Source organism: Kitasatospora sp. GAS204B, from assembly GCF_029892155.1.
Classification (GTDB): domain Bacteria; phylum Actinomycetota; class Actinomycetes; order Streptomycetales; family Streptomycetaceae; genus Kitasatospora.
On the sequence record NZ_JARZAG010000002.1, the window covers coordinates 205,238 to 224,406 of the forward strand.

The following is a 19,169-nucleotide window of genomic DNA, read 5'->3' on the forward strand; positions in this document are numbered from 1 at the left end:
CGGTCAGCCCTTCACTGCGCCGGCGGTCAGACCACCGACAGCCTTGCGTTGGAGGATCAGGAAGATGAGCAGTACCGGGATGGCGAACATGGTGGAGGCGGCCATGGTGGCGCCCCAGTCGTCGCCGAAGGTGCTCTGGAAGGAGGTCAACCAGAGCGGCAGGGTCTGCGCGCTGCCGGGACCGGTGGACTTGTTCAGGATCAGCACCAGCGGGAGCTCGTTCCACGCGGTGATGAAGCCGAACAGCGAGGTGGCCATCAGGCCCGGGGCCAGCAGCGGGAAGACCACCTTGACGAAGGCCTGGGCGCGGGTGCAGCCGTCCACCATGGCCGACTCCTCCAACTCCTTGGGCACGGCGGCCATGAAGCCGCGCAGCGTCCAGATCGTGAAGGGCAGCACCATCATCATGTAGAAGAGCACCAGCGGGACCAGGCTGTTCAGCATGGACTGGTCCCGGACGATCATGTAGACCGAGATCGTCATGACCTCCCAGGGCGCCATCTGGGCCATCATGATCACCAGCACGAAGGCCTTGCGGCCGCGGAACTTCATCCGCGAGATCGCGAACGAGGCCAGCGTGGCGATCACCAGCGAGCCGAGCACCGCGCCCAGCGTGGCGATGAAGCTGTTGCCGACCATCTCCCAGAACTGGGCGGCGCCGCTCGCCGTGGTGAAGTGCTCCAGGGTGCCGCCGAGCGGCAGGAAGACCGGGGTCTTGCTGATGATGTCGGAGTTCTGCTTGAACGCCGTGGTCACCATCCAGTAGACCGGGAAGGCGAAGAAGACGAAGAGGACGACCGCGACGATGTTGGCCCAGCTGCGTCCGATGAGCGAGCGCCTCACAGCTCGTCCTCCTGCTTCAGAATGATCCGGAAGTAGTACGCCATCAGCACGGCCAGCATCAGGATGGTCAGCACGGCGATCGCCGATCCCATGCCGTAGTGCGAGTTCCCGCTGCCCTCGATGTAGGCGTAGACGGGCAGCGTCTCGGTCAGCCGCTCCGGCCCGCCGTTGTTGATGGCCAGGACCTGGGTGAAGCACTTGAACACCCAGATGACCTCGAGGAAGGTCGTGCCGAGGAAGAACGGCTTCAGGCTGGGGAAGACCACCTTGGTGAAGATCTTGACCGAGCCGGCGCCGTCCAGCCGGGCCGCCTCGTAGAGCTCGTTGGGGATCGTGGTCAGCGCCGCGTACATGTTGAAGGCGACGAACGGGATCGAACCCCAGACGATCAGCAGCACGATCACGAAGAAGGTGGAGAGCTGGCTGCTGTACCAGTTGTAGGTGGCCATGCTGTGCCAACCGAGCTGGTTCAGGAACCAGTTGACCACGCCGTACCGCGAGTCGAAGAGCCAGGTGAAGACGGTGGTCTGGGCCACGATCGGCATCGCCCAGGCGAGCACCAGGCCGATCTGCAGGAAGAGCCGCATCTTCGAGCCGAGCCGGTTCAGCAGCAGCCCGACCAGGGTGCCGCCGACCATGATCAGCACCACGTTGACCGCGGTGAAGGCGATCGAGCGGCCGGTGGTGTGCCAGAACTCGGCGCTGGTGAGCAGCTGCTTGTAGTTGTCGAACCCGTTCCACTCCGTGGTGTGCTGCACCAGCTGACGGCGGTTCAGGTTCTGGAAGGAGAGCAGCACGGTCTTGACCAGCGGCCAGCCGAGCAGCGCCAGGGTGGCCACGATGGCCGGCAGCAGCAGGAGGTAGGGCGCGATGCGGCTCAGCAGGCTCGGACCGGCGGCCGGTCTACGACTCTTCGGGGGCTGTTGCGCCCCGCTCCTCCCAGGGGAGTTCACCCGCACCGGTTCCGACTGAACAGCCATTTCTCTCTTCCTCACGCCTGGCCGGACTGGGTGGCCGTGAAACAGGGGTACGGCGCCGCCCACCGGCTCCGTCAGGGGAGCCGGTGAGCGACGCCGCTCGGTACTACTGCTTCTGGCCCAGCAGGGTGGTGATCTGGTCGTCGTACTTCTTGGCCGTCGAGTCGTAGTCCGCGCCCTGGAGGACGGCGGTCATGAACTCCTTGATCGGAGACGGCGGGTTCTCGACGCTCGTCCAGTTCGCCAGGTTCGGCGTGGTGGCACCGTTGGCCGAGGCCGCGATGGCAGCCTGCGCGAACGGGGTGGTGGCCAGCGAGTTCAGCGAGGTCTTGTTCGGGATCAGGCCCGAAGAGGCCATCATGCTCTCGTACTTGTCCGACAGCATGATCTTCAGCAGGCCCTTGGCCAGGTCGGGGTTCTTGGTGTCCTGGGCGACCGCCAGGTTGGAACCGCCGAGGAAGACGCCGGACGGCTTGTCCGCGGTCTTGCCGGGGAGCGGGAAGTAGCCCACGTTGTCGGCCGGCATGTCCTTGGCGGCCGGCGCCTCCCAGCCGAGGCCGATCATCGCGCCCACGTCGCCCTTGGAGAAGACGTCGGTCTGCGGCGGGGTGGCCTCGTCCTTGTCCTTGGGCGCGGTGGAGTAGCTCTGCAGCTTCGTGTAGGTGCCGAAGGCGTCCTTGGCCTCCGCCGACTCCAGGTTGCCGGCCCAGGCCGAGCCGTTCTGCTTGGCGATCTGGCCGCCCTCGCCGGCGATCAGGCCGAAGTAGGTGTACCACTCCTGGCCGGGCAGGTAGATCGGCTGGCTGACGCCCTGGGTGGCCTTCAGCTTGTCGAGGTCGGCGTAGAACTCGTCCAGCGTCTTCGGGGTGCCGGTGATGCCGGCCTTGGTCCACAGCGCCTTGTTGTAGATGACGACGCGGTTGCTGAAGTACCACGGGGCGGCGTACTGCTTGCCGTCGAGCACCGAGGAGGCGTTCAGGTTGGCGGCCCAGTCGCTGCCGCCGAGGTCGGCCTTGGCCGAGGTGAGGTCCATCAGGCCGCCGGTCGAGGCGTAGCCGGCGGTCTGGGTGTTGCCGACCTCCAGCACGTCGACCGAGTTGTCGGACAGGCCGGTGGTGATCTTCGCCCCGACGCCGTCCCACTTCTGGATCTGGATGTTGAGCTTGGCGCCCGGGAACTGGGTCGCGAAGTCGGCCTTCACGCCGTCCTGCCACGCCTGCGGAGCGGAACCGTCCATCAGCCACGCGGTGACGGTCTTGCCGTTGTAGTTGGCCGGCTTGCCCGCGCTGTCGCCCGACTTGCCGGACGAGCCGCAGGCCGCGACACCGACGACCATTGCCGCGACGCCGACCGCCGCGATGAGCTGACGCTTCACGCCATCCTCCTGAGGGATGCCCGGGTGCCCCCCATCGGTGGCCGGCGACATACCCCCGCATACCCCCGCGGAACGGGAGGAAGTGATGTCGCGAACCCTGAGATGGTCTGGGGATTCATGAGTTGGCCTGCAGTGGTGTAGACCAGATGCCTGGAGCTTGGCCTAGACCAATGGAGGTGTCAACGGGCCGACAAGCAATCGGGACGAGCCGTTATCAAGCCGACACCGCTCATCGTTCATCGCGTGATGCGCTCCCCGTCGCCCAGGCATACGTGCAACGATGTGTGCCGTTAACGAGGTAGTGGGGCCGAGGCGGCCTCGCGAGGACTGGAGAAGCGGCCAATGAGCAGCGACGGGGGCACCACGGCCCAGCTTCGGGCGGACGAGCCCAAGGCCGGCGAGCCGGACGCCCAAGGCCCGATGGGCGCCGACCCCGCGGCCGCGCGCGTGCCCAAGTACTACGGACTGAAGCGACACCTGCTCCAGCTCACCGAGACCCAGCCCGCCGGCACCCCGGTCCCCCCGGAGCGCGCGCTGGCCGCGCAGTTCGACACCTCGCGCACCACCGTCCGCCAGGCCCTTCAGGAGCTGGTGGTCGAAGGCCGGCTGGAGCGCATCCAGGGCAAGGGCACCTTCGTCGCCAAGCCCAAGGTCGCCCAGGCGCTGCAGCTCACCTCCTATACCGAGGACATGCGCGCCCAGGGCCTGGAGCCCACCTCCCGGCTGATCGAGGTCGGCTACATCACCGCCGACGAGCACCTCGCCCCGCTGCTCGACATCAAGCCCGGCAGCCGCGTGCTGCGGATCGAGCGCCTGCGGCTGGCCAACGGCGACCCGATGGCGATCGAGGTCGCCCACCTCTCCGCCAAGCGCTTCCCGGCGCTGCGCCGCAACCTGGTCAAGCACAACTCGCTCTACGCGGCGCTGCGCGAGGTCTACGACGTGGTCGTGGCCGAGGCCGAGGAGACCATCGAGACCACCCTGGCCAACCCGCGCGAGGCCGGGCTGCTGGGCTCCGACCTCGGGCTGCCGATGCTGCAGCTCTCGCGGCACTCGTTCGATGCCGAGGGGGCGCCGGTGGAGTGGGTGCGGTCGATCTACCGGGGGGACCGGTACAAGTTCATCACGCGGCTGCAGCGGCCGAACAGCTGAGACCATTGGAGCCGCTGCGGCCCGACCCGGGCGGCAGCGGCAGGCTCGGCGCTACTGTGAGTTCACGGCCCCCGTGCGGGCCGCCTGCCGGGGAAGCACCCCGGACCGAGCGCACACAGAGGAGCATCCCGTGCTCGCTGAGATCCGTACCGCCGGCGAGGGCGTTCCGACGACCACCCACGATCTCGGGACCGACCAGGTGGAGATCGCGCTGATCGTCGGTCCAGACGTCCTGGAGACGCTGGACCACCTCTCCGGGGACCAGGACACCGCGCAGTACGTCGCCGAGTTGGTGGCGGACGCCATCCGGAAGGCGACGCTGGCGAGGGTCGCCGAGGAGTACAAGGCCGCGTACGGTGCCCCGACCGATGAAGAGGAGCGCGAGTACGACGCGATGTTCCAGCGCGCCGCTCAACTCGGCGTAGGCTCGTCCCCTGACCGAGCGCAGCTCGAAGGGGACGCAGACCATGGCCGCGAAAAAGGCCACGCAGCTTGACACCTCATCAGTCGGAACGCTGTTCCTCGACAGCCAGGGACTGAGCCTGCTCATCACCACCAGGCAGGAGGGCCGAGATGTGCAACTGCTCGTCGCACAAGCCCAGGCCCGCGGACAACTGGTCGCCACCGCCGGCGTCGTCCTGGTGGAGGCGCACCGCCCTGGCGGCAGGGCATCGACGGCCCGTTGGAAACTCGCCGGCGTCAAGGTGATCGACACCGACCCGGAGATCATCGGCGAGGCCCGAGCTCTGGTGGACAGCACCGGGATACACGGCACGAAGTACACGATCGACGCGATCATCGCGGCCACCGCCAAGATCCGCTGCCCTCGGCCGGTCACCTTGGTGACGACCGACGACGATATGAAGGCGTTCGCCGAGGACTTCGCCGAGATCAGGAAGGTCTGACAGGTAGGTCCGAGCGGGTCACGACGGCTGGGTGCGCGCGTGGCGGGGGCAGGCGCAGTCGGGCCACTGGTCGAAGAGGCGGGACTGGAAGAAGCCGGGCTCGCCCCGGACGGTGCGCTTGGGGACGATGGTCACGCGCTTGCCGGTGCTGGTGATGCGGTAGACGTGCAGGGTCATGCGGCTGCCGCTGTTGCGCCTGCTCATGGGTGCTTCGGTTCCTTTCGCACAGGGGGCCGTTGCTCTTGATCAATGGCGCGATCAGCCGCCGGACTCGATTCCCTTGCGCATCACGTTCGTGAGCTTCACGACGACGTCCGGGCGGGCGGCGCCGAGGTCGATCAGGAAGCAGCCGGTCACCTCCCCCATCCGCCAGTTGACCCCGACACTGGGCAGCAGCACACCGGCCAGCGTGAGGGTGGCGAGGAAGTCGTCCAGGGCGTCGGCGGCCTCCTGGCGGGCGACGCGGAGCTCACGGGCGAGTGGGGAGGGAGAGGGAGAGGACATGGGGATGTCGGTCCGTTCTGGAGTGCGCAGTGCGACTGTGCGGTGACTGTGTGATTCCAGGATCGGCACGCGGGCATATTCTCGCCAGGGCCGACATCCTGACGGATCTGACGAACCGTTGACGGATGCGACTAACACCCCTGGCAGGAAAGGGAAACGCGGTGGCGGGTCGAAAGAATGAGCTGGATCCGAGCGAATCACCCGGAAGTCTGTTCGGTGGAATGCTGCGCCACTACCGGGAGTTGAGGGGGCTGTCGCAGCCTCAGCTGGCGGCGCGGATTCCGTGCGACGACAGCCTGGTGAGCCGGATCGAGAGCGGGACCCGGGCGCCGAAGGGTGGGCTCGCGGAGCGGTGCGACGAGATCCTTGATACGGGCGGGGCGTTGACGTTCCTGATGCCGTACGTGAAGAAGCGGCTGGCCGCAGCGTTTCGGGAGGGGTTCATGGACTTTGTGGACGAAGAGGCCAGAGCCGTTGAGTTGAGGAACTTCGAGACCTCATGCATCCCGGGGCTGCTCCAGACTCCTGCCTATGCCCGCGCGCTGCTCTCCACCGGGGCGCTCCTCCTCGACGACGCCCCGGACACGGCGGAGGAGACAATCGCTGTACGCCTCGACAGGCAGCGAATCCTCACCTCGGAGGCCCCAACCTTTGCGTTCTTCGTCATTGACGAGAGTGCGCTGCTGCGGCCGGTCGGTGGCCGAGAGGTGATGCGCGACCAGCTGGATCATCTGCTTGTGACTGCCGAGCTTCCGAACGTCGCGCTGCAGGTAGCGCCGATGTCATTGGGCGAGCGTTCTCCGATGTGGCAATCTCTCCATCTTCTGAACCTTCCTGACGGATCGGTAGTCGGATATAGCGAGTCTCTGCACGAGGGGTCGCTGGTGCGTGATCACGCGAAGGTCAGCCTCTGGCAGCGTCAGTATGCTCTCCTGCAGATCGCTTCCCTCTCGCAGGAGGCGTCCCTGGACCTGATCCGCAAAGCCAGACAGGACATGTACTCATGAGCAACGAGCTGACCCTCGCCCGCTGGCGCAAGTCGAGTTACAGCGATAACCATGGCGCCTGTGTCGAAGTGGCCGACGGTCAGTTCACCGGCGTCGTCCCCGTCCGCGACTCCAAGGACCCGTCCGGCCCCGCACTCGTCTTCCCCGCCACCTCCTTCGTCGCCTTCGTCGCGAGCCTGAAGTCCGGTGCCATCCACCCCGCCTGAGTCACCATGAGACCCTCGCGCGCCCCTTGACCGGCACACCCGCTCTGGGAGACGGTGATCGAAAAGGGGGCTGGCGATGGCACGGAACGTACCGGACTTCACCACGCTGCTGAGGGGCGCGCGGAGCACGGCTGTGCATCTGGAGATGCGTGACAGCTACAGCGCCACCGACGACCGCGAGTGCGATGTCCCGCTGGTCCGCGAGACCGTGGGCCGGGGCGTGGTGCTGCGCCGCGCGCGGATCGTCTCCGAGCCGGTGACCGACTGCGTCCGGCGCGAGCACACCCGTACGCCGGCGCACCTCGCGGCGGGCGCGCTGGTCCGCTGGCTCCCGCGCCGCCAGGCGTCGACCATCGCCCTGCCGGGCAACGACTTCTGGCTGATCGACAACCGTCTGGTGCTCTTCCACTGGTTCACCGGCGACGGCGCCTGGGCCGGCCACAGCTTCACCGGGGACCCCGGCGCGGTGAAGCTCTGCGCATCGGCCTTCGCGGCGGTGTGGGAGCGGGGCGTCCCGCACGAGCAGTACGCCGTCTGATCCTGGCCACCCCGTGGCGATCGCGAGGAGCAACCAACCGGGCGCATACCGTTCCGCTCTGCGCTCTTGACTACCCCGCCGTCCGGACGGAATCGTCATGGAAGTCCGTCCAACCGAGTAGGCAGCGGAGGGCATCATGGCACTACGGTTCATCGCCAAGGACCCCGAGACCAACGGGCAGCACTGCCCCACGGTCTGGGTTGATGACGAGGCGCGGGAGTTCGTCATTCAAGGCTGGAAGGCAAGCGAGGCACTGGAAGCCCTCTGTCTGGCCGCTGGTCCGATCCCGGACGGAGAAGCGGTGGTAAGGCTGCCGATCCGCATGGTGGCGGCCATCAGGGAGGCTTGTGATGTCGCAGAGCGCTTGGTCGTTCACTGAGTTGGTGGCTCGCGCCCAGAAGAGCGCGGTGCACCTTGAGCTGCGGGACTCGTACGGTGTTGCTGAAGAGGCGTCGGAGTTTGCCGACTGGCTGACAGGCTGGCGTCCCGATCGCGAGAACCGTGCATCCTGGTGGAACGACTTCCACCAGCTCGTCAGTGACGCGGTCGGCCGGGGCGTCGAGTTCAAGCGCGCCCGGATCGTGTCAGAACCCGTGAGCGACTACATTCGCTACGAACACTCATGCACCTTCCAGAACCTTGCCGCCGGTGAACAGGTCCGTTGGCTGCCGCGTCGCCACGCCTCCGACCTGGCCCTGCCCGGCAACGACTTCTGGCTCTTCGACGAGCAGGTGGTGATGCTCAACCTCTTCACCGGAGACGGGGCCTTGGCGGGCGAAGAGGTGTCCGAGGACCCGGGCTTGGCCTCGCTGTGCTCGGCGGCGTTCGCGGCCGTCTGGGATCGTGCCGTACCGCACGACCGGTTCGAGGTGTGACGGCAGCGCGAATACAGGACCTATCAGCTCATGCCCGGTCAGTCTCCATCGTCGAGCGTACAAGCCGCACGAAAAATGCTCGCCGAGCGACTTCGAGATCTGCTTCATGACTCGGGGCTGACCGGGCGTCAGCTGGCCGAGCTGGCCGGCTGGGCTCCATCCAAGTCGTCTCGCCTGATCAATGCCGTCACGCCACCGTCCGACGACGACATCCGGACGTGGTGTCGAATCTGCGGGGCAGATGATCAGGCCGCTGATCTGATCGCGGCCGCGCGCTCGGCTGACTCCATGTACGTCGAGTGGCGACGGGTCCAGCGCGCCGGAATGCGCCGGCTCCAGGAGTCGTATGTCCCGCTCTTCGCGCGCACCCGCAGATTTCGCGCCTACTGCTCCAACGTCGTGCCGGGGATGCTCCAGACATACGAGTACGCCGCAGCACTGCTGTCGGCCATCTCCGAGTTTCACGGGACCCCCAACGACGTGCCCGAAGCCGCCAGAGCGCGGGTCGAGCGGTCCAGTGTCCTGTACGAGGGTGGACACACGTTCGCGCTGGTGATGGAGGAGGCAGCGCTTCGCCACCTGGTGGGCGATGCCCGGACGATGAAGAGCCAGCTCGCGTTCCTACTCGAGGCCACCAGGCTTCCGTCCGTCTCCCTCGGCGTGATCCCGTCAGGCTCGCTGCGGCGCATGTGGATGATCGAGACGTTCAGCATCTACGACGAGTCTCTGGCATCAGTCGAGTTGCTCACCGCTGCCGTCAACATCACCGCACCAACCGAGCTGGCCCAGTACTTGAAGGCGTTCCAGGAGCTGCAGAGTCTGGCCGTCTACGGTGCGGCCGCGCGAGCACTGATCAACTCGGCTCTCCAGGAGCTCAGGTGAGCCATGCCATCCCGTGTGAAATCTCGTGGAACTTCATAGCCGCGAAATTCGCGCGCTCCTTACGGTTCTGCTGATGGAGCTTCATCACCGCCATCGAGTGAGGGGTCATCAGCATGACCGTTCCGACCGACCGTCCGCCCGGTCCCATGCCGCCGCCGGGAAGCAAGCGCACCACCGAGACCTCGCCCACCGACTAGGAGGAACCATCGTGACCACCGAGATGAAGCACAAGGGCGACCACAAGTCGCCGCCGAAGCACCGGGGCAACCCGGCGCCGGAGCAGCCCACGCCGCCGTCCCCGCCGTCGGCCCCCTCGAAGTAGCACTTCCTGCGGTAGGCCTCTCGGGTAGTTTGCGAGGGGCCTACCCTCATTCCGGAGGAGAGCCCATGGGGAACCCGGACCGGCTCCACATCGCTTACACCATGCACCAGTTCGCCGATGAGACCTGGAGCGGACGCGCCGACAGGTGGACGGCGACGTTCTACACGCCGGGTGAGTCGCAGATCGGCACCGCCGTGATCACCCGCGTCCTCCCTGGTGTCACCCCCAACCCCCGTCTCGCACTGGAGGCCGATCCCGGTCTCCTCGACCGCATCCCTCGCGTCCTCTTCACCGATGAAGGTGAACTGGCCCCCGCCCTAGGCCAGATGGCCCCGGCGATGCTGCTCCTGCTGGAGTCCGTGGAGGTCAACGACAAGTGGCGCGGCACCGGCGTCGGCATGGCCCTCGCGGTCACCGCACTACGCAGGCTGGCGGTCCCGGGAACCGTCGCGGCCTGCTATCCGGCTCCGATCCACACGCATGGGCCGGACGAGCCGTGCAGCTTCACATCCGACGACCCGGAGGTGCGGCGGCCGGACGAAGAAGCCACGGCAGCGCTGCGGAAAGCCTGGGGACGGCACGGGTTCACCCACCTGTGCGAAGGGGTGTACGCCATGGCGCTGGACGGCAGAGCATGACCAATCTCCGGCACCGGCAGCATTGCTGACCGGACCCCCGGCGTCGCCTCCCGCCTCAGCCGCCGCCCGTGCGCCGGCGGTTCCTCCGCGACCAGCCGTAGCGGTACGCGACGGCGCTCGCGACCAGAGCGCCAACGGCCAGCAGGGTCAGGCCGAGGTCCATGGCGCTCGGGCCACCGGCCTTGGCCGTCGGGCTGTTCGTGAGGCTGGTCGAACCCGGCGGTGCGGCGGCGGCCGAACTGGGCGGGCTCCCCGAGTCGCTCGGGCTCGGGCTCGGGCTGTCGGACGCGGTCGAGGCCGCGGCGCTCGTCGGGCTCGTCGGGCTCGTCGGGTCCGGGGAGCCCGAGACGGGCGACCCCGAGGTGACCGTGCTGGGCGGAGTGCTCGGCCTGGTGGTGGGCGGGGCGGGTGTCCTCGTGGTGGGGGTGGGAGTAGGGCGCGCGGGGGTGGTCGGGCCGGGGGGTGGGGGCGGGGTCGTGATGTCGAAGGTCGCCACGAGGTTGTTCTGCCCGGCGTCCAGCGCGCACGGCACGTCGATCTTGCCCGGGAAGGTCAGGTTGCCGTTGGCGTCCTCCGGGACGAGGTGCAGGAGGATGCCGCCGATGGTGATCGTCCCGTGGCCCGGCTGGTTGAACGTGAGTGCGGGCGCGGTGCCGGCCGCCTTGATGTCGAAGGAACCGGCGGGCGGAATGGGGGTCTTGGGGATGGGGGCGGACACGGTGACGGCCATCGGGCCGCCTGGCACGGCCACGCTGACGTCGGCGTCCCCAGAGCCCTCGACGATCCGCACGCCGATGACGCTGAGCCCCTGGGCGACTCCGTCGCCCGCCGTCACCACCGCTTGGAAGGCGAAATTCGGGTTGGACTGGCCCGCCGCGACCGAGTTCGGGATGTCCGAGTCGATCCTCATCGCGATGGACTGGCCGCCGATCACCGGGAACGTGCAGGTGTACGACAGCGTGAGGGAGACCGTCTGCGCGGCCGCGCTGCCGGCTCCGAGGCCTCCCACGATCGTGCCGGCGGCCCCGACGACCGTCACGACCCCAAGGGCGATCCTGGCCCGTAACGTTCCCGTGCTGCGCCTGGAACTCATGATCCACCTTCCATCGGCTTCTCGCTGCGGCTCAGGTGCTCCTCGACCCGGGCGTGGCGGAACTGGTACACCGCGCCGGCCTGGCGCAGCACCCCCAAGTCGTGGGCGTCGTCCAGGAAGGCGACCAGTGCCCACGGCAGCCGCCCGGTCAGCGGCAACCAGATGCGGCACAGGGCCGCCCACTGGCCCCAGGCGGTCAGGACGAGCCCGTACCCGAGCCCGCCGGCGAACGCGCCCTCGAGCCCGAACACGAGCCCGAACTCGATCCCGCGCACCGGCCCGTGTGTGAGCCCGTAGACGAGCCCGGGCGCGGGGCCGAACACGACCGCCCACACGAGCAGCCGGGCCACCACGTTCCTGCGGTTGGTGTCCAGCACGTCGGTGGGCCGGACGGTGGACTCGGGCTCGATGGGAGCTTCCAGCAGGGTGATGAGCCCGATCGCGAGACCGGCCCCGAGACCGACCTCGGCCAGGAACACGAGCAGTTGCGCGAGCGGGCCCCCCAGACCGTCGTCGAGGCCGAGCGCGGCGACCAGGACCCGGTCGATGAGGGCCAGTCCGAGCGCCGCCGTGAGCCCGGCCCCCAGACCGATCGCGAACCCGCGCAGCACTCTGCCCGGGGCCTTGGCGGTCCCGCCGCCGATCCGCAGGCGGACCGGCGACGGCTTGAGGTCCTCCTGTCTGGACGCGAGCCAGTACGAGAGACCGCAGATCGTGCCGGCCGCCAGGCCGTGCAGGAGCCCGACCACGAGTCCTCGCACGAGCGCGAACCCGAGCCCGTGCGAGGTGGCGACCAGGTCCACGGGCAGGTTGCCGATCGCGGTCGTGACCCCGAAGGCCAGTGCCCCGAGGAACCCGATGAGGAGCGTGCGCGACAACAGGCTCATGGTGGTGCCCAGTTCCCACCAGGCCAGGTCGTGCTTCCTGCTCTGGGCGAGGTGCCGGGCAAGGTAGCGGAGCCAGTGTTCGGCCCGTTCGGGGTCCCAGTGCCGCCGCCGTCGCCGGCCGGGGCCGGCCGGCAGGGGGCGGCGGTAGGCGGCCGGGACGAACGCGGCCAGCAGATGGCTCTGCACGTCGTCCGGGGTCGGAAACCGCTCGGTGTCCAGCAGGGCCTGCGGGTCGCGTCCGGCCGCGCCGCTGTAGACGATGCGGGCCAGCGTGACCATCAGCGCGGTGGTCAGCGCCAGGGCGAGGTTCTCCGCGCCCGGGCTGCGCGGCCGTTCGCTCAGCCGTGCCAGGACTGGTTCCCACGCGGTGCTGTGCAGGGCACCGTCCGCCGTCGGTCGGCTGGTGCGGCGCAGGTAGTCGGCGAAGTCAGCCGAGGCGAGGGCGTCCAGCTGGATGCCGGCGGCGGCGCTGAGCACCTGCTCCGACGCGTCGTACTCCGTGGGGCGGCTGGTGAGCAGCAGCGGCCTGCTGGTGTCGTTGAGTACTTCGAGCGCCTTGCCGCGCAGTTTGGCGGCTATCTCGTCAAGCCCGTCGAGTACCGGCAGGATCCGGTCCGCGGCGACCAGGACGCGAGCCAGGCTCCTGCCGTCCTCGGCCGCAGCCGCCAGGCCGGGGTGGTCGCGCACCAGCTGGTCGCACATCCAGTCGTCCAGCGAGGTGGCGGTCGGGTCCCACGAACCGAAGCTGAAGATCACTGGTACCCGGTCGCCGCGATCGGCGTCCGGCAGTCGCAGCAGGCCGAGGACGAAGCGCAGGGCCAGTACGGTCTTGCCCGCCCCCGCCTCGCCGAGCACCACCAGCCGACCGGACGGGACGGACTTGTACACCGCCACGATCTCGTCGAACTGGTCGGCCAGTTCGAGGGGCGGTGGATCCATCCCGGGCGGCGCGTTGCGGATTGCGGCCCAGCTGTCGAAGCGACCGGTGCTCGCGTTCCGGAAGCGCACGGCCAGCGTGGCGGACGGAAGGTGCAGACGTCGCCGCTCCCACTCGGTGCTCCACTGCCGATACACCTGCTCCGCAAGGACGTTGGCCGCTTCCCGCAGCCAGGGCGGGCTGTCCGACGGTGGCTGCGGCGTGGGCTCGGCCAGGGCTTCGGCGGCGCCACCGGCCAGATACTGGGTGATCCGCCGCCCGCCGTAACGCAGCGCCTCGGCCAGCCTGCCGTCATCAGTGGCAAGGTCTGCCGCTGCCCGCAGGTCGTCATCGCCGAACTCGTCCGGGACGGTGACGCAGCGCCCTGCCAGGAGTTCGCGGGCCTGGGCGTACTGGTCGGCGGCCGCGGGTGTGGGACGGGCGGTCAGCCGGCGGTGGTCCTCGGTCTGCAGCGTCCCGAGGACGAGCATCGGCCCGGGGGCCCTGGCCAGCAGGCGGCGCAGTTCTTCGCCGACCTGCTCGTCCGGGTCCGCGAGGAGGTAGCGCTGGGACTCGTTCAGCCAGATCACGGTGTACGGCGCCACCTGGTCCTGCCTGAGCGTGTCGAGGAGTTGCCCGGCGGACAGCGGGTGCCAGAGCCGCCACTTCGGCTCCGATCGCAGGGAGTCCAGCGACATCAGGAGCGCGCGCGTCTTTCCGCTGCCGGGGCCGCCGACCAGCACGCGCATGACGCCGCGGGTCCGCGCCTCCCGTACGGCGCTTGCCAGTTCCTCGTCGTGGTTGCGGCGGACGTACGGCGGCAGCACGCCGGTGGTGTCGCCGGCTGTGGTGGCGCGCTGCCGAACTCCGAGGTGCTCGACCGCGTACGCGTCCGTGACCGCGTCGAGCGGCACGCTCACCAGCTGCCCGCGCCGGTCGCCGGTCACCGGCGGGGGGTAGATGGTGATCTGCGCATCACCGCCGACGGCGAAGCTGCCGCGGTCGGCGGTGATGCCGGTGCTTCGACCAGGGGCGGAGGGGCTCTGCGAGGCGGTGCCGGATTCGCTCAGCCCTGGGGCGAAGCCGGCTGCGAAGGGTTTGCCGCCTCTGGCTGCGCCGGGCCACCGAGGGTGACGTTGCCCGCGATCTTCACCGCGGCGACGGAGCCGTGCCGGGCGTCGATGGCCACGTTCCCGCCCACCGCCTGACCACCGTCTCCCGCCGACACCCCGCCGGCGGTGGGAGCCTGGGCCTGGAGCTGCGTCAGCTGCTCCACTGCCCGCTCCAGGGCTTCGGCGAAGCCGGCGTCCTGCTCTGCCGCGTCTTCCAGCGCGAGCTGAACACGCTGCCGCGTGCGGTCACTTGGCTGTTCCTGGCCCGCTTCGGCTTCCTCGGTCAGCCTGTGCAGCGCCGAATCCTGCCCCAGTTTGTGGCTGACCAGCTCGTGGAGCCTGTCCATCCCCGCGTCCAGCCCCCGGTCGACCTCCGCGTCCGCCCGGCCAGCCACTCGCCTGGACTTGCGCACCGCCCAACCGAACAGATACCCGACCGCGATCTCTAACCCTGTCACTGTGCCCCCAGGATCGGAATTGACACTGCGTGATCACCGTACTCCGCTGCGGCGTCTCAACCCAATCCCCAGGTCACCACGGCGAGGGCCGGGCGCGATCGGAGTGACCTCCGCCTGCGGCTACCCGCCGGTTCCTGCGCCGTGTAGTCCCCCGATCACCCAAATTGGTCTGGACCATCAACCTGACGCCCGGTTAGGGTCCTCTGCAGACAGCACGCCTGGAACGCGGCTTCGCCCCCGGATGATCGACGGCCGACCGCAGCTACGCCATGCCCTGGATCAGGCCGTCGGCCGGTCGGCCCCTCCCCCCCTCAGCCACAGCACACGTTTCGAGCTCAGGAGTGACCGCATGCCGACGCCCGACGCCCGCCACCTGCACCGCGCCGCCTCCTCGACCCCCTACTTCAGCGCGGACACCGAGGGGTACCTCGCGCAGACCCCGCTGCGGGACCTCAAGAAATCGCGGCCGCTGCGCGTCCTGTCCGAGGCGGACTTCGCGCACTGGCAGACCTACGGCTACGTCGTCGTCAAGGAGGCGATCCCCGCCGCCGCGGCACGGCGCCTGCTCGACTTCGCCTGGGAGTTCCAGGGACTCGACCCCGAGCGACCGGAGACCTGGTACGAGGAGCGGGAGTACCGGGACGACCTGGACCGGGAGTTGCACATCTACGGGTTCGTCGAGGCGTACCACCACCAGCTGATCTGGGACAGCCGCCAGTCGCGGCGCGTCTACGACGCGTTCGTGGACGTGTGGGACTGCGAGGAGCTGTGGGTGACGCTGGACCGGCTCAACCTGAACCCGCCGAACGTCGGGAACCGTGACCGCGCGCTGATCGCCCCCACGGACACGGGCTTCGACATCGAGCTGCACTGGGATGTCGACACCACGCTCGGCGTGCTGCCGCAGCGGGTGCAGGGGATCATCGCGCTGAACGACACCCGCCCGGACCACGGCGGCTTCCAGTGCGACCCCGAGCTGTTCCGGCGGTTCGAGGAGTGGAAGCTGCACCAGCCGGCCGACCGGGATCCGATCAGACCGGACGTGGACCGGAGCGAGTTCCCGGTGGTACGACCGGAGTTGACGGCCGGTGACCTGCTGATCTGGAACGGCCTGCTGGCGCACGGCGTGGCCCGCAACAGCTCGGCGGGCGGGGTGCGTTCGGTGCAGTACCTCGCCATGATGCCCGCGCTGGAGGAGGCCGAGGAGCTGCGCCGCTCCCGGATCGAGTCCTGGCGTGAGGTCAGCACGCCGACCTGGAACCGGACACTGGTCGGCGACGCGACGAAGCACGAGTCGCTGCGGTACGGCGCCGCCACGCTCAACGAGCTGGGCGAGAAGCTGCTGGGGCTGCGCTCCTGGCACGGCGAGAACGTCGAGGGAGACCCGGCATGCGCCGAATCTGCCTGACCCTGCCCACCAACCGGGCCTGCGTGGCCACGATTTCGGCGATCCACGAGGAAGCGCGGTACGCCGCCGAGCAGTTCGACGTCGAGGTGCACCTGCTGATCCTCGACTCCTCCGACGAGCGGACCTTCGCCGAGCACGCCAGGGTGGTCGCCGCGGCGGCACCGCTGCCGAACGTGCTCGTGCACCACCTGGACGAGGCGGCGCAGCGCGCGTTCCTGCAACGGTTGATCAAGGAGGCCGGGGTCGCCGAGCCCGAGCTGATCCTGGACCTGATGCTGCCGGCCGCCGTCTCCTACGGCGCCTGCACCAACCGGGCGTTCCTGATCGGCAGCGCGCTGGGCTGCGCGTCGGTGCACCGCCGCGACTCGGACAGCGACTACCAAGTACTGGACGGCGAGCGGATCTTCCCGATCCACCACGAGCTGCGCTCGCTCGGCAAGCGGGCGGGCGACGCCGCGGCCCAGGTGACCAAGAGCACCCTCGCCCCGGCGCACGCGGACAAGCCGGTGGTGCTGGTGGGCAGTTCGTTCGTGGGTGAACTGTCGGTGGACATCAGTGAGATCCGCGAGCTGGACCCCGAGGTCTACCACGACGTGGTCAGCCTCTGGGCCCCGGCCGACTGGTCCGCGGCGCAGAAGCGGGCGCTGGTCGAGGAGTCCTTCACCGGCGCCGGCACCGAAGCGTTCACCCGCGACCACGCGACGCTGGCCGTGCTGGACCCGATGCGGGTGGACATGTGCAACGTCAGCTTCCAGCAGGTGCACGAGCGGGTGCCGCTGCCACCGGCGACCGAGACGATCGGCAGCGACTACTTCCTGCTGCACCTGGTCCAGGACGCGAGGCTGCCCGGCGTGCTGCACAACCGCAACATCGTGAACTTCTACACCGGGGAACGGCGCACCGACGCCGGCTTCCTGGCCTACCAGCTGCGGTTCACCAAGTTCCTCCTGTCGATGCTCTACTTCAACGCCTGCTACGCCCGGATGGCGGCGGCCGGCGAGTCGCTGCTGGACGAGCAGCAGCAGGTCCGGGCCGGCACCGTCGCCGAGATCGTCCGGCAGAGCGCGGGCCTGGACCGGGCGGAGAACATCCAGCGGCTGGAGCGGCTGGACCGCTGCTACCGGACCCTGGGGGGCCGGTACGCGGCGTTCGCCGACCTGATCGCCGCCCGGCGCGGGCAACTGCTCGACGAGGCGCGGCTGGACATCGAGAACTTCGCTCTGCTGATCGACGCGTGGGCAGCGCTGGTGCGGGCGAGCAAGGCCACCGACGCTCATGCCTGAGATCGCCCATGAGAACGCCGCTGAGAACGCCCAGCTACGTGCCGCCCTGGCCGCCGCCACCGAGGACCAGCTGATCTTCGATCTCGCCGCGATCGAGCGGGGCTATGCCGCTCTGCTGCGCGAACTGCCCGGCATCGCCGTGCGGTTCGCCATGAAGGCCTGTCCGGTGGACGAGGTGCTCGACTGCCTGGCGGCCGCGGGGGCCGGCTTCGACGCGGCCAGTCCGGGCGAGATCGCCCAGGCCCTGGCCACCGGCGTGCCGGCCGACCGGATCCACTACGGCAACACCGTCAAGTCCGACCGGAACATCGCCGAGGCCCACCGCCTCGGGATCCGGGACTTCGCCACCGACAGCCTGGCGGACGTGGCCGCGATCGCCGAACACGCGCCCGGCGCCCGGGTGTTCTGCCGGCTGGCCACCACCGGGACCGGGGCGCTCTGGGGGCTGAGCCGGAAGTTCGGCGCCACGGCCGCCGACGCCGTCCAGGTGCTGGAGGCCGCACGGGCCGCCGGGCTGACGCCGGCGGGCCTGTCCGTCCACGTCGGCTCGCAGCAGATGACGGCCGACGCCTGGCGGGAGACCTTCGAGCTGCTCGCGGACGTGCTGGTGGCGCTGAACCGGCGCGGGATCCTGCCGGACCACGTCAACCTCGGCGGCGGGCTGCCCGCCAGCGGCTACCTCGACCGGCGCGGAGTGCCGCTCGATCCGCCGATGGACAAGATCTTCGCGGCGATCCGCGAGGGCATGCAGCAGCTCGCTGCGGTGTCGGCGGCCCCGCTGGACTTCCTGATGGAGCCGGGGCGCTACCTGGTCGCCGACCACGGCGCGATCAGAGCGCACGTCTACCGGCTCACGGTGCGCCGGCAGCCAGGTCCTGTCCGGGGCGGCGAGAGCCAGTACTGGCTCTACCTGAGCTGCGGGAAGTTCAACGGGCTGTTCGAGATGGACCAGTTGCGGTACCGGCTGGAATTCCCGTCGCACCCGGACGCCGACTACGTGCCGGCGGTCGTCGCGGGGCCGACCTGCGACAGTGACGACGCCTACTTTCCCGACGGGGACCCGGTTCAGGTGCCCAGGGCGGCGGCCTCCGGTGATCCGGTCTGGATCTTCTCCTGCGGCGCCTACGCGACCAGTTACATGACCCAGGGGTTCAACGGCTTCAGTCCGCTGCCGTACGGCTGGATCGACGGCGAGGGCGCATGGCTCGACGGCGAGGGCGCGGCCGGATGAACGACGCGATCCTGATCCGGCGGATATCGGACGGCGACTGGGACGAGATCGCCGCGCTGGAGGCCGCGACCTACCGTGACAGCGGCCTGTCGGAGGGCCGGGCGGCGCTGGAGTCCCGGGGGCGCGTCTCGCCGGCCACCTGCTTCGCGCTGGACTGCGCGGGGCGGCTGGCGGGCTACCTGCTGGCGCTGCCCTACCCGGCGTTCCAGTACCCGGAGTTGAGCGGGCTGGAGTTGGCCGGGCTGGAGGGGACCGCCGTCCGGTCCCGCAACCTGCACCTGCACGATCTGGTCATCGCCGAGCGCCTTCGCGGTCGGGGGCTGGGCAGGCGGCTGCTGCACCGGCTCGCCGCGACCGCCGAGTCGCACCTGTTCGAGCGGATCTCGCTGGTCGCCGTCGGCGGCGCCGACACCTTCTGGTCGGCGAACGGGTTCAGCGCCCACCCCGATGTCCAACTCCCGGTGAGTTACGGACCGGACGCGGTCTACATGTCGACAGCGGTTCCGGGCGACCGGGCCGAGCGGTCGAATTCGAAGCCGATCAACGAAGAGGGCTGA

Annotated in this window: 23 protein-coding genes; 14 read left to right on the forward strand and 9 right to left on the reverse strand. The window is 69.2% G+C overall.

What is annotated here, in order from left to right:
* Positions 1-3: 3 nt before the first annotated feature.
* From P3T41_RS03535 to P3T41_RS03545, 3 genes are all read right to left on the reverse strand, one after another.
* The gene (locus P3T41_RS03535; RefSeq protein ID WP_280687495.1) at positions 4-843 is read right to left on the reverse strand and encodes a carbohydrate ABC transporter permease; all 840 of its coding nucleotides are present in this window, start codon (positions 841-843) and stop codon (positions 4-6) included.
* The gene (locus P3T41_RS03540; protein WP_280687497.1) at positions 840-1,823 is read right to left on the reverse strand and encodes a sugar ABC transporter permease; all 984 of its coding nucleotides are present in this window, start codon (positions 1,821-1,823) and stop codon (positions 840-842) included. Before P3T41_RS03540 ends, P3T41_RS03535 begins: the two co-directional genes overlap by 4 nt.
* Positions 1,824-1,926: 103 nt before the next feature.
* Positions 1,927-3,195 carry an extracellular solute-binding protein gene (locus tag P3T41_RS03545; protein ID WP_280687499.1) on the reverse strand — a complete coding sequence of 423 codons (1,269 nt, stop codon included), beginning with the start codon at positions 3,193-3,195 and terminating at the stop codon, positions 1,927-1,929.
* Positions 3,196-3,615: 420 nt separating this feature from the next.
* On the opposite strand from P3T41_RS03545, the gene P3T41_RS03550 reads away from it, so the two are divergent.
* From P3T41_RS03550 to P3T41_RS03560, 3 genes are all read left to right on the forward strand, one after another.
* On the forward strand, positions 3,616-4,347 hold the full coding sequence (locus P3T41_RS03550) for a GntR family transcriptional regulator (protein ID WP_280688010.1): 732 nt from the start codon (positions 3,616-3,618) through the stop codon (positions 4,345-4,347).
* A 130-nt stretch (positions 4,348-4,477) separates the two neighbouring features.
* Positions 4,478-4,843, forward strand: coding sequence for a hypothetical protein (locus P3T41_RS03555; protein ID WP_280687501.1), 366 nt, complete (start codon positions 4,478-4,480; stop codon positions 4,841-4,843).
* Positions 4,815-5,252, forward strand: a complete 438-nt coding sequence (locus P3T41_RS03560; protein WP_280687503.1) for a DNA-binding protein — start codon at positions 4,815-4,817, stop codon at positions 5,250-5,252. The genes P3T41_RS03555 and P3T41_RS03560 overlap by 29 nt, the downstream gene beginning before the upstream one ends.
* 18 nt (positions 5,253-5,270) lie before the next feature.
* Here P3T41_RS03560 and P3T41_RS03565 read toward each other — a convergent pair whose 3' ends face one another.
* Both P3T41_RS03565 and P3T41_RS03570 read right to left on the reverse strand, forming a co-directional pair.
* The gene (locus P3T41_RS03565) at positions 5,271-5,456 is read right to left on the reverse strand and encodes a hypothetical protein (protein ID WP_280687505.1); all 186 of its coding nucleotides are present in this window, start codon (positions 5,454-5,456) and stop codon (positions 5,271-5,273) included.
* Between the two features lie 54 nt (positions 5,457-5,510).
* The gene (locus tag P3T41_RS03570; protein WP_280687506.1) at positions 5,511-5,756 is read right to left on the reverse strand and encodes a hypothetical protein; all 246 of its coding nucleotides are present in this window, start codon (positions 5,754-5,756) and stop codon (positions 5,511-5,513) included.
* A 221-nt stretch (positions 5,757-5,977) separates the two neighbouring features.
* On the opposite strand from P3T41_RS03570, the gene P3T41_RS03575 reads away from it, so the two are divergent.
* From P3T41_RS03575 to P3T41_RS03600, 6 genes are all read left to right on the forward strand, one after another.
* Positions 5,978-6,763, forward strand: coding sequence for a helix-turn-helix transcriptional regulator (locus P3T41_RS03575; RefSeq protein ID WP_280687508.1), 786 nt, complete (start codon positions 5,978-5,980; stop codon positions 6,761-6,763).
* The gene (locus P3T41_RS03580; RefSeq protein ID WP_280687510.1) at positions 6,760-6,969 is read left to right on the forward strand and encodes a DUF397 domain-containing protein; all 210 of its coding nucleotides are present in this window, start codon (positions 6,760-6,762) and stop codon (positions 6,967-6,969) included. The genes P3T41_RS03575 and P3T41_RS03580 overlap by 4 nt, the downstream gene beginning before the upstream one ends.
* A gap of 76 nt (positions 6,970-7,045) precedes the next feature.
* On the forward strand, positions 7,046-7,507 hold the full coding sequence (locus P3T41_RS03585; protein WP_280687512.1) for a DUF6879 family protein: 462 nt from the start codon (positions 7,046-7,048) through the stop codon (positions 7,505-7,507).
* A 136-nt stretch (positions 7,508-7,643) separates the two neighbouring features.
* Positions 7,644-7,886 carry a hypothetical protein gene (locus P3T41_RS03590; protein WP_280687513.1) on the forward strand — a complete coding sequence of 81 codons (243 nt, stop codon included), beginning with the start codon at positions 7,644-7,646 and terminating at the stop codon, positions 7,884-7,886.
* Positions 7,858-8,382 carry a DUF6879 family protein gene (locus P3T41_RS03595; protein ID WP_280687515.1) on the forward strand — a complete coding sequence of 175 codons (525 nt, stop codon included), beginning with the start codon at positions 7,858-7,860 and terminating at the stop codon, positions 8,380-8,382. The genes P3T41_RS03590 and P3T41_RS03595 overlap by 29 nt, the downstream gene beginning before the upstream one ends.
* A gap of 30 nt (positions 8,383-8,412) precedes the next feature.
* On the forward strand, positions 8,413-9,264 hold the full coding sequence (locus tag P3T41_RS03600; protein WP_280687517.1) for a helix-turn-helix transcriptional regulator: 852 nt from the start codon (positions 8,413-8,415) through the stop codon (positions 9,262-9,264).
* On the opposite strand, the gene P3T41_RS03605 is transcribed toward P3T41_RS03600, so the two are convergent.
* Positions 9,257-9,454 (reverse strand): hypothetical protein, encoded by a 198-nt coding sequence (locus P3T41_RS03605; protein ID WP_280687519.1) that lies wholly within the window; start codon positions 9,452-9,454, stop codon positions 9,257-9,259. The genes P3T41_RS03600 and P3T41_RS03605 overlap by 8 nt on opposite strands.
* Before the next feature lie 233 nt (positions 9,455-9,687).
* On the opposite strand from P3T41_RS03605, the gene P3T41_RS03610 reads away from it, so the two are divergent.
* The gene (locus P3T41_RS03610; RefSeq protein WP_280687521.1) at positions 9,688-10,224 is read left to right on the forward strand and encodes a hypothetical protein; all 537 of its coding nucleotides are present in this window, start codon (positions 9,688-9,690) and stop codon (positions 10,222-10,224) included.
* 55 nt (positions 10,225-10,279) lie between these two features.
* Here P3T41_RS03610 and P3T41_RS03615 read toward each other — a convergent pair whose 3' ends face one another.
* The 3 genes from P3T41_RS03615 to P3T41_RS03625 form a co-directional block, all read right to left on the reverse strand.
* Entirely contained in the window at positions 10,280-11,263 is a 984-nt protein-coding gene (locus tag P3T41_RS03615; RefSeq protein WP_280687522.1) for a DUF6801 domain-containing protein, read from the reverse strand.
* Between the two features lie 50 nt (positions 11,264-11,313).
* Positions 11,314-14,067 (reverse strand): NACHT domain-containing protein, encoded by a 2,754-nt coding sequence (locus P3T41_RS03620; RefSeq protein ID WP_280687523.1) that lies wholly within the window; start codon positions 14,065-14,067, stop codon positions 11,314-11,316.
* A 119-nt stretch (positions 14,068-14,186) separates the two neighbouring features.
* The gene (locus P3T41_RS03625; protein WP_280687524.1) at positions 14,187-14,579 is read right to left on the reverse strand and encodes a hypothetical protein; all 393 of its coding nucleotides are present in this window, start codon (positions 14,577-14,579) and stop codon (positions 14,187-14,189) included.
* A 460-nt stretch (positions 14,580-15,039) separates the two neighbouring features.
* Between P3T41_RS03625 and P3T41_RS03630 the strand changes: the two genes are divergently transcribed.
* The 4 genes from P3T41_RS03630 to P3T41_RS03645 are packed head-to-tail and all read left to right on the forward strand — an operon-like array spanning position 15,040 to position 19,169.
* A complete protein-coding gene (locus P3T41_RS03630) occupies positions 15,040-16,098 on the forward strand; it encodes a phytanoyl-CoA dioxygenase family protein (RefSeq protein WP_280687526.1) in 1,059 nt (352 codons plus the stop codon).
* On the forward strand, positions 16,080-17,381 hold the full coding sequence (locus P3T41_RS03635; RefSeq protein WP_280687528.1) for a DUF6271 family protein: 1,302 nt from the start codon (positions 16,080-16,082) through the stop codon (positions 17,379-17,381). The genes P3T41_RS03630 and P3T41_RS03635 overlap by 19 nt, the downstream gene beginning before the upstream one ends.
* Entirely contained in the window at positions 17,374-18,612 is a 1,239-nt protein-coding gene (locus P3T41_RS03640; RefSeq protein ID WP_280687530.1) for a type III PLP-dependent enzyme, read from the forward strand. Before P3T41_RS03635 ends, P3T41_RS03640 begins: the two co-directional genes overlap by 8 nt.
* Complete coding sequence (locus P3T41_RS03645) at positions 18,609-19,169, forward strand: GNAT family N-acetyltransferase (RefSeq protein ID WP_280687532.1); 561 nt, start codon at positions 18,609-18,611, stop codon at positions 19,167-19,169. Before P3T41_RS03640 ends, P3T41_RS03645 begins: the two co-directional genes overlap by 4 nt.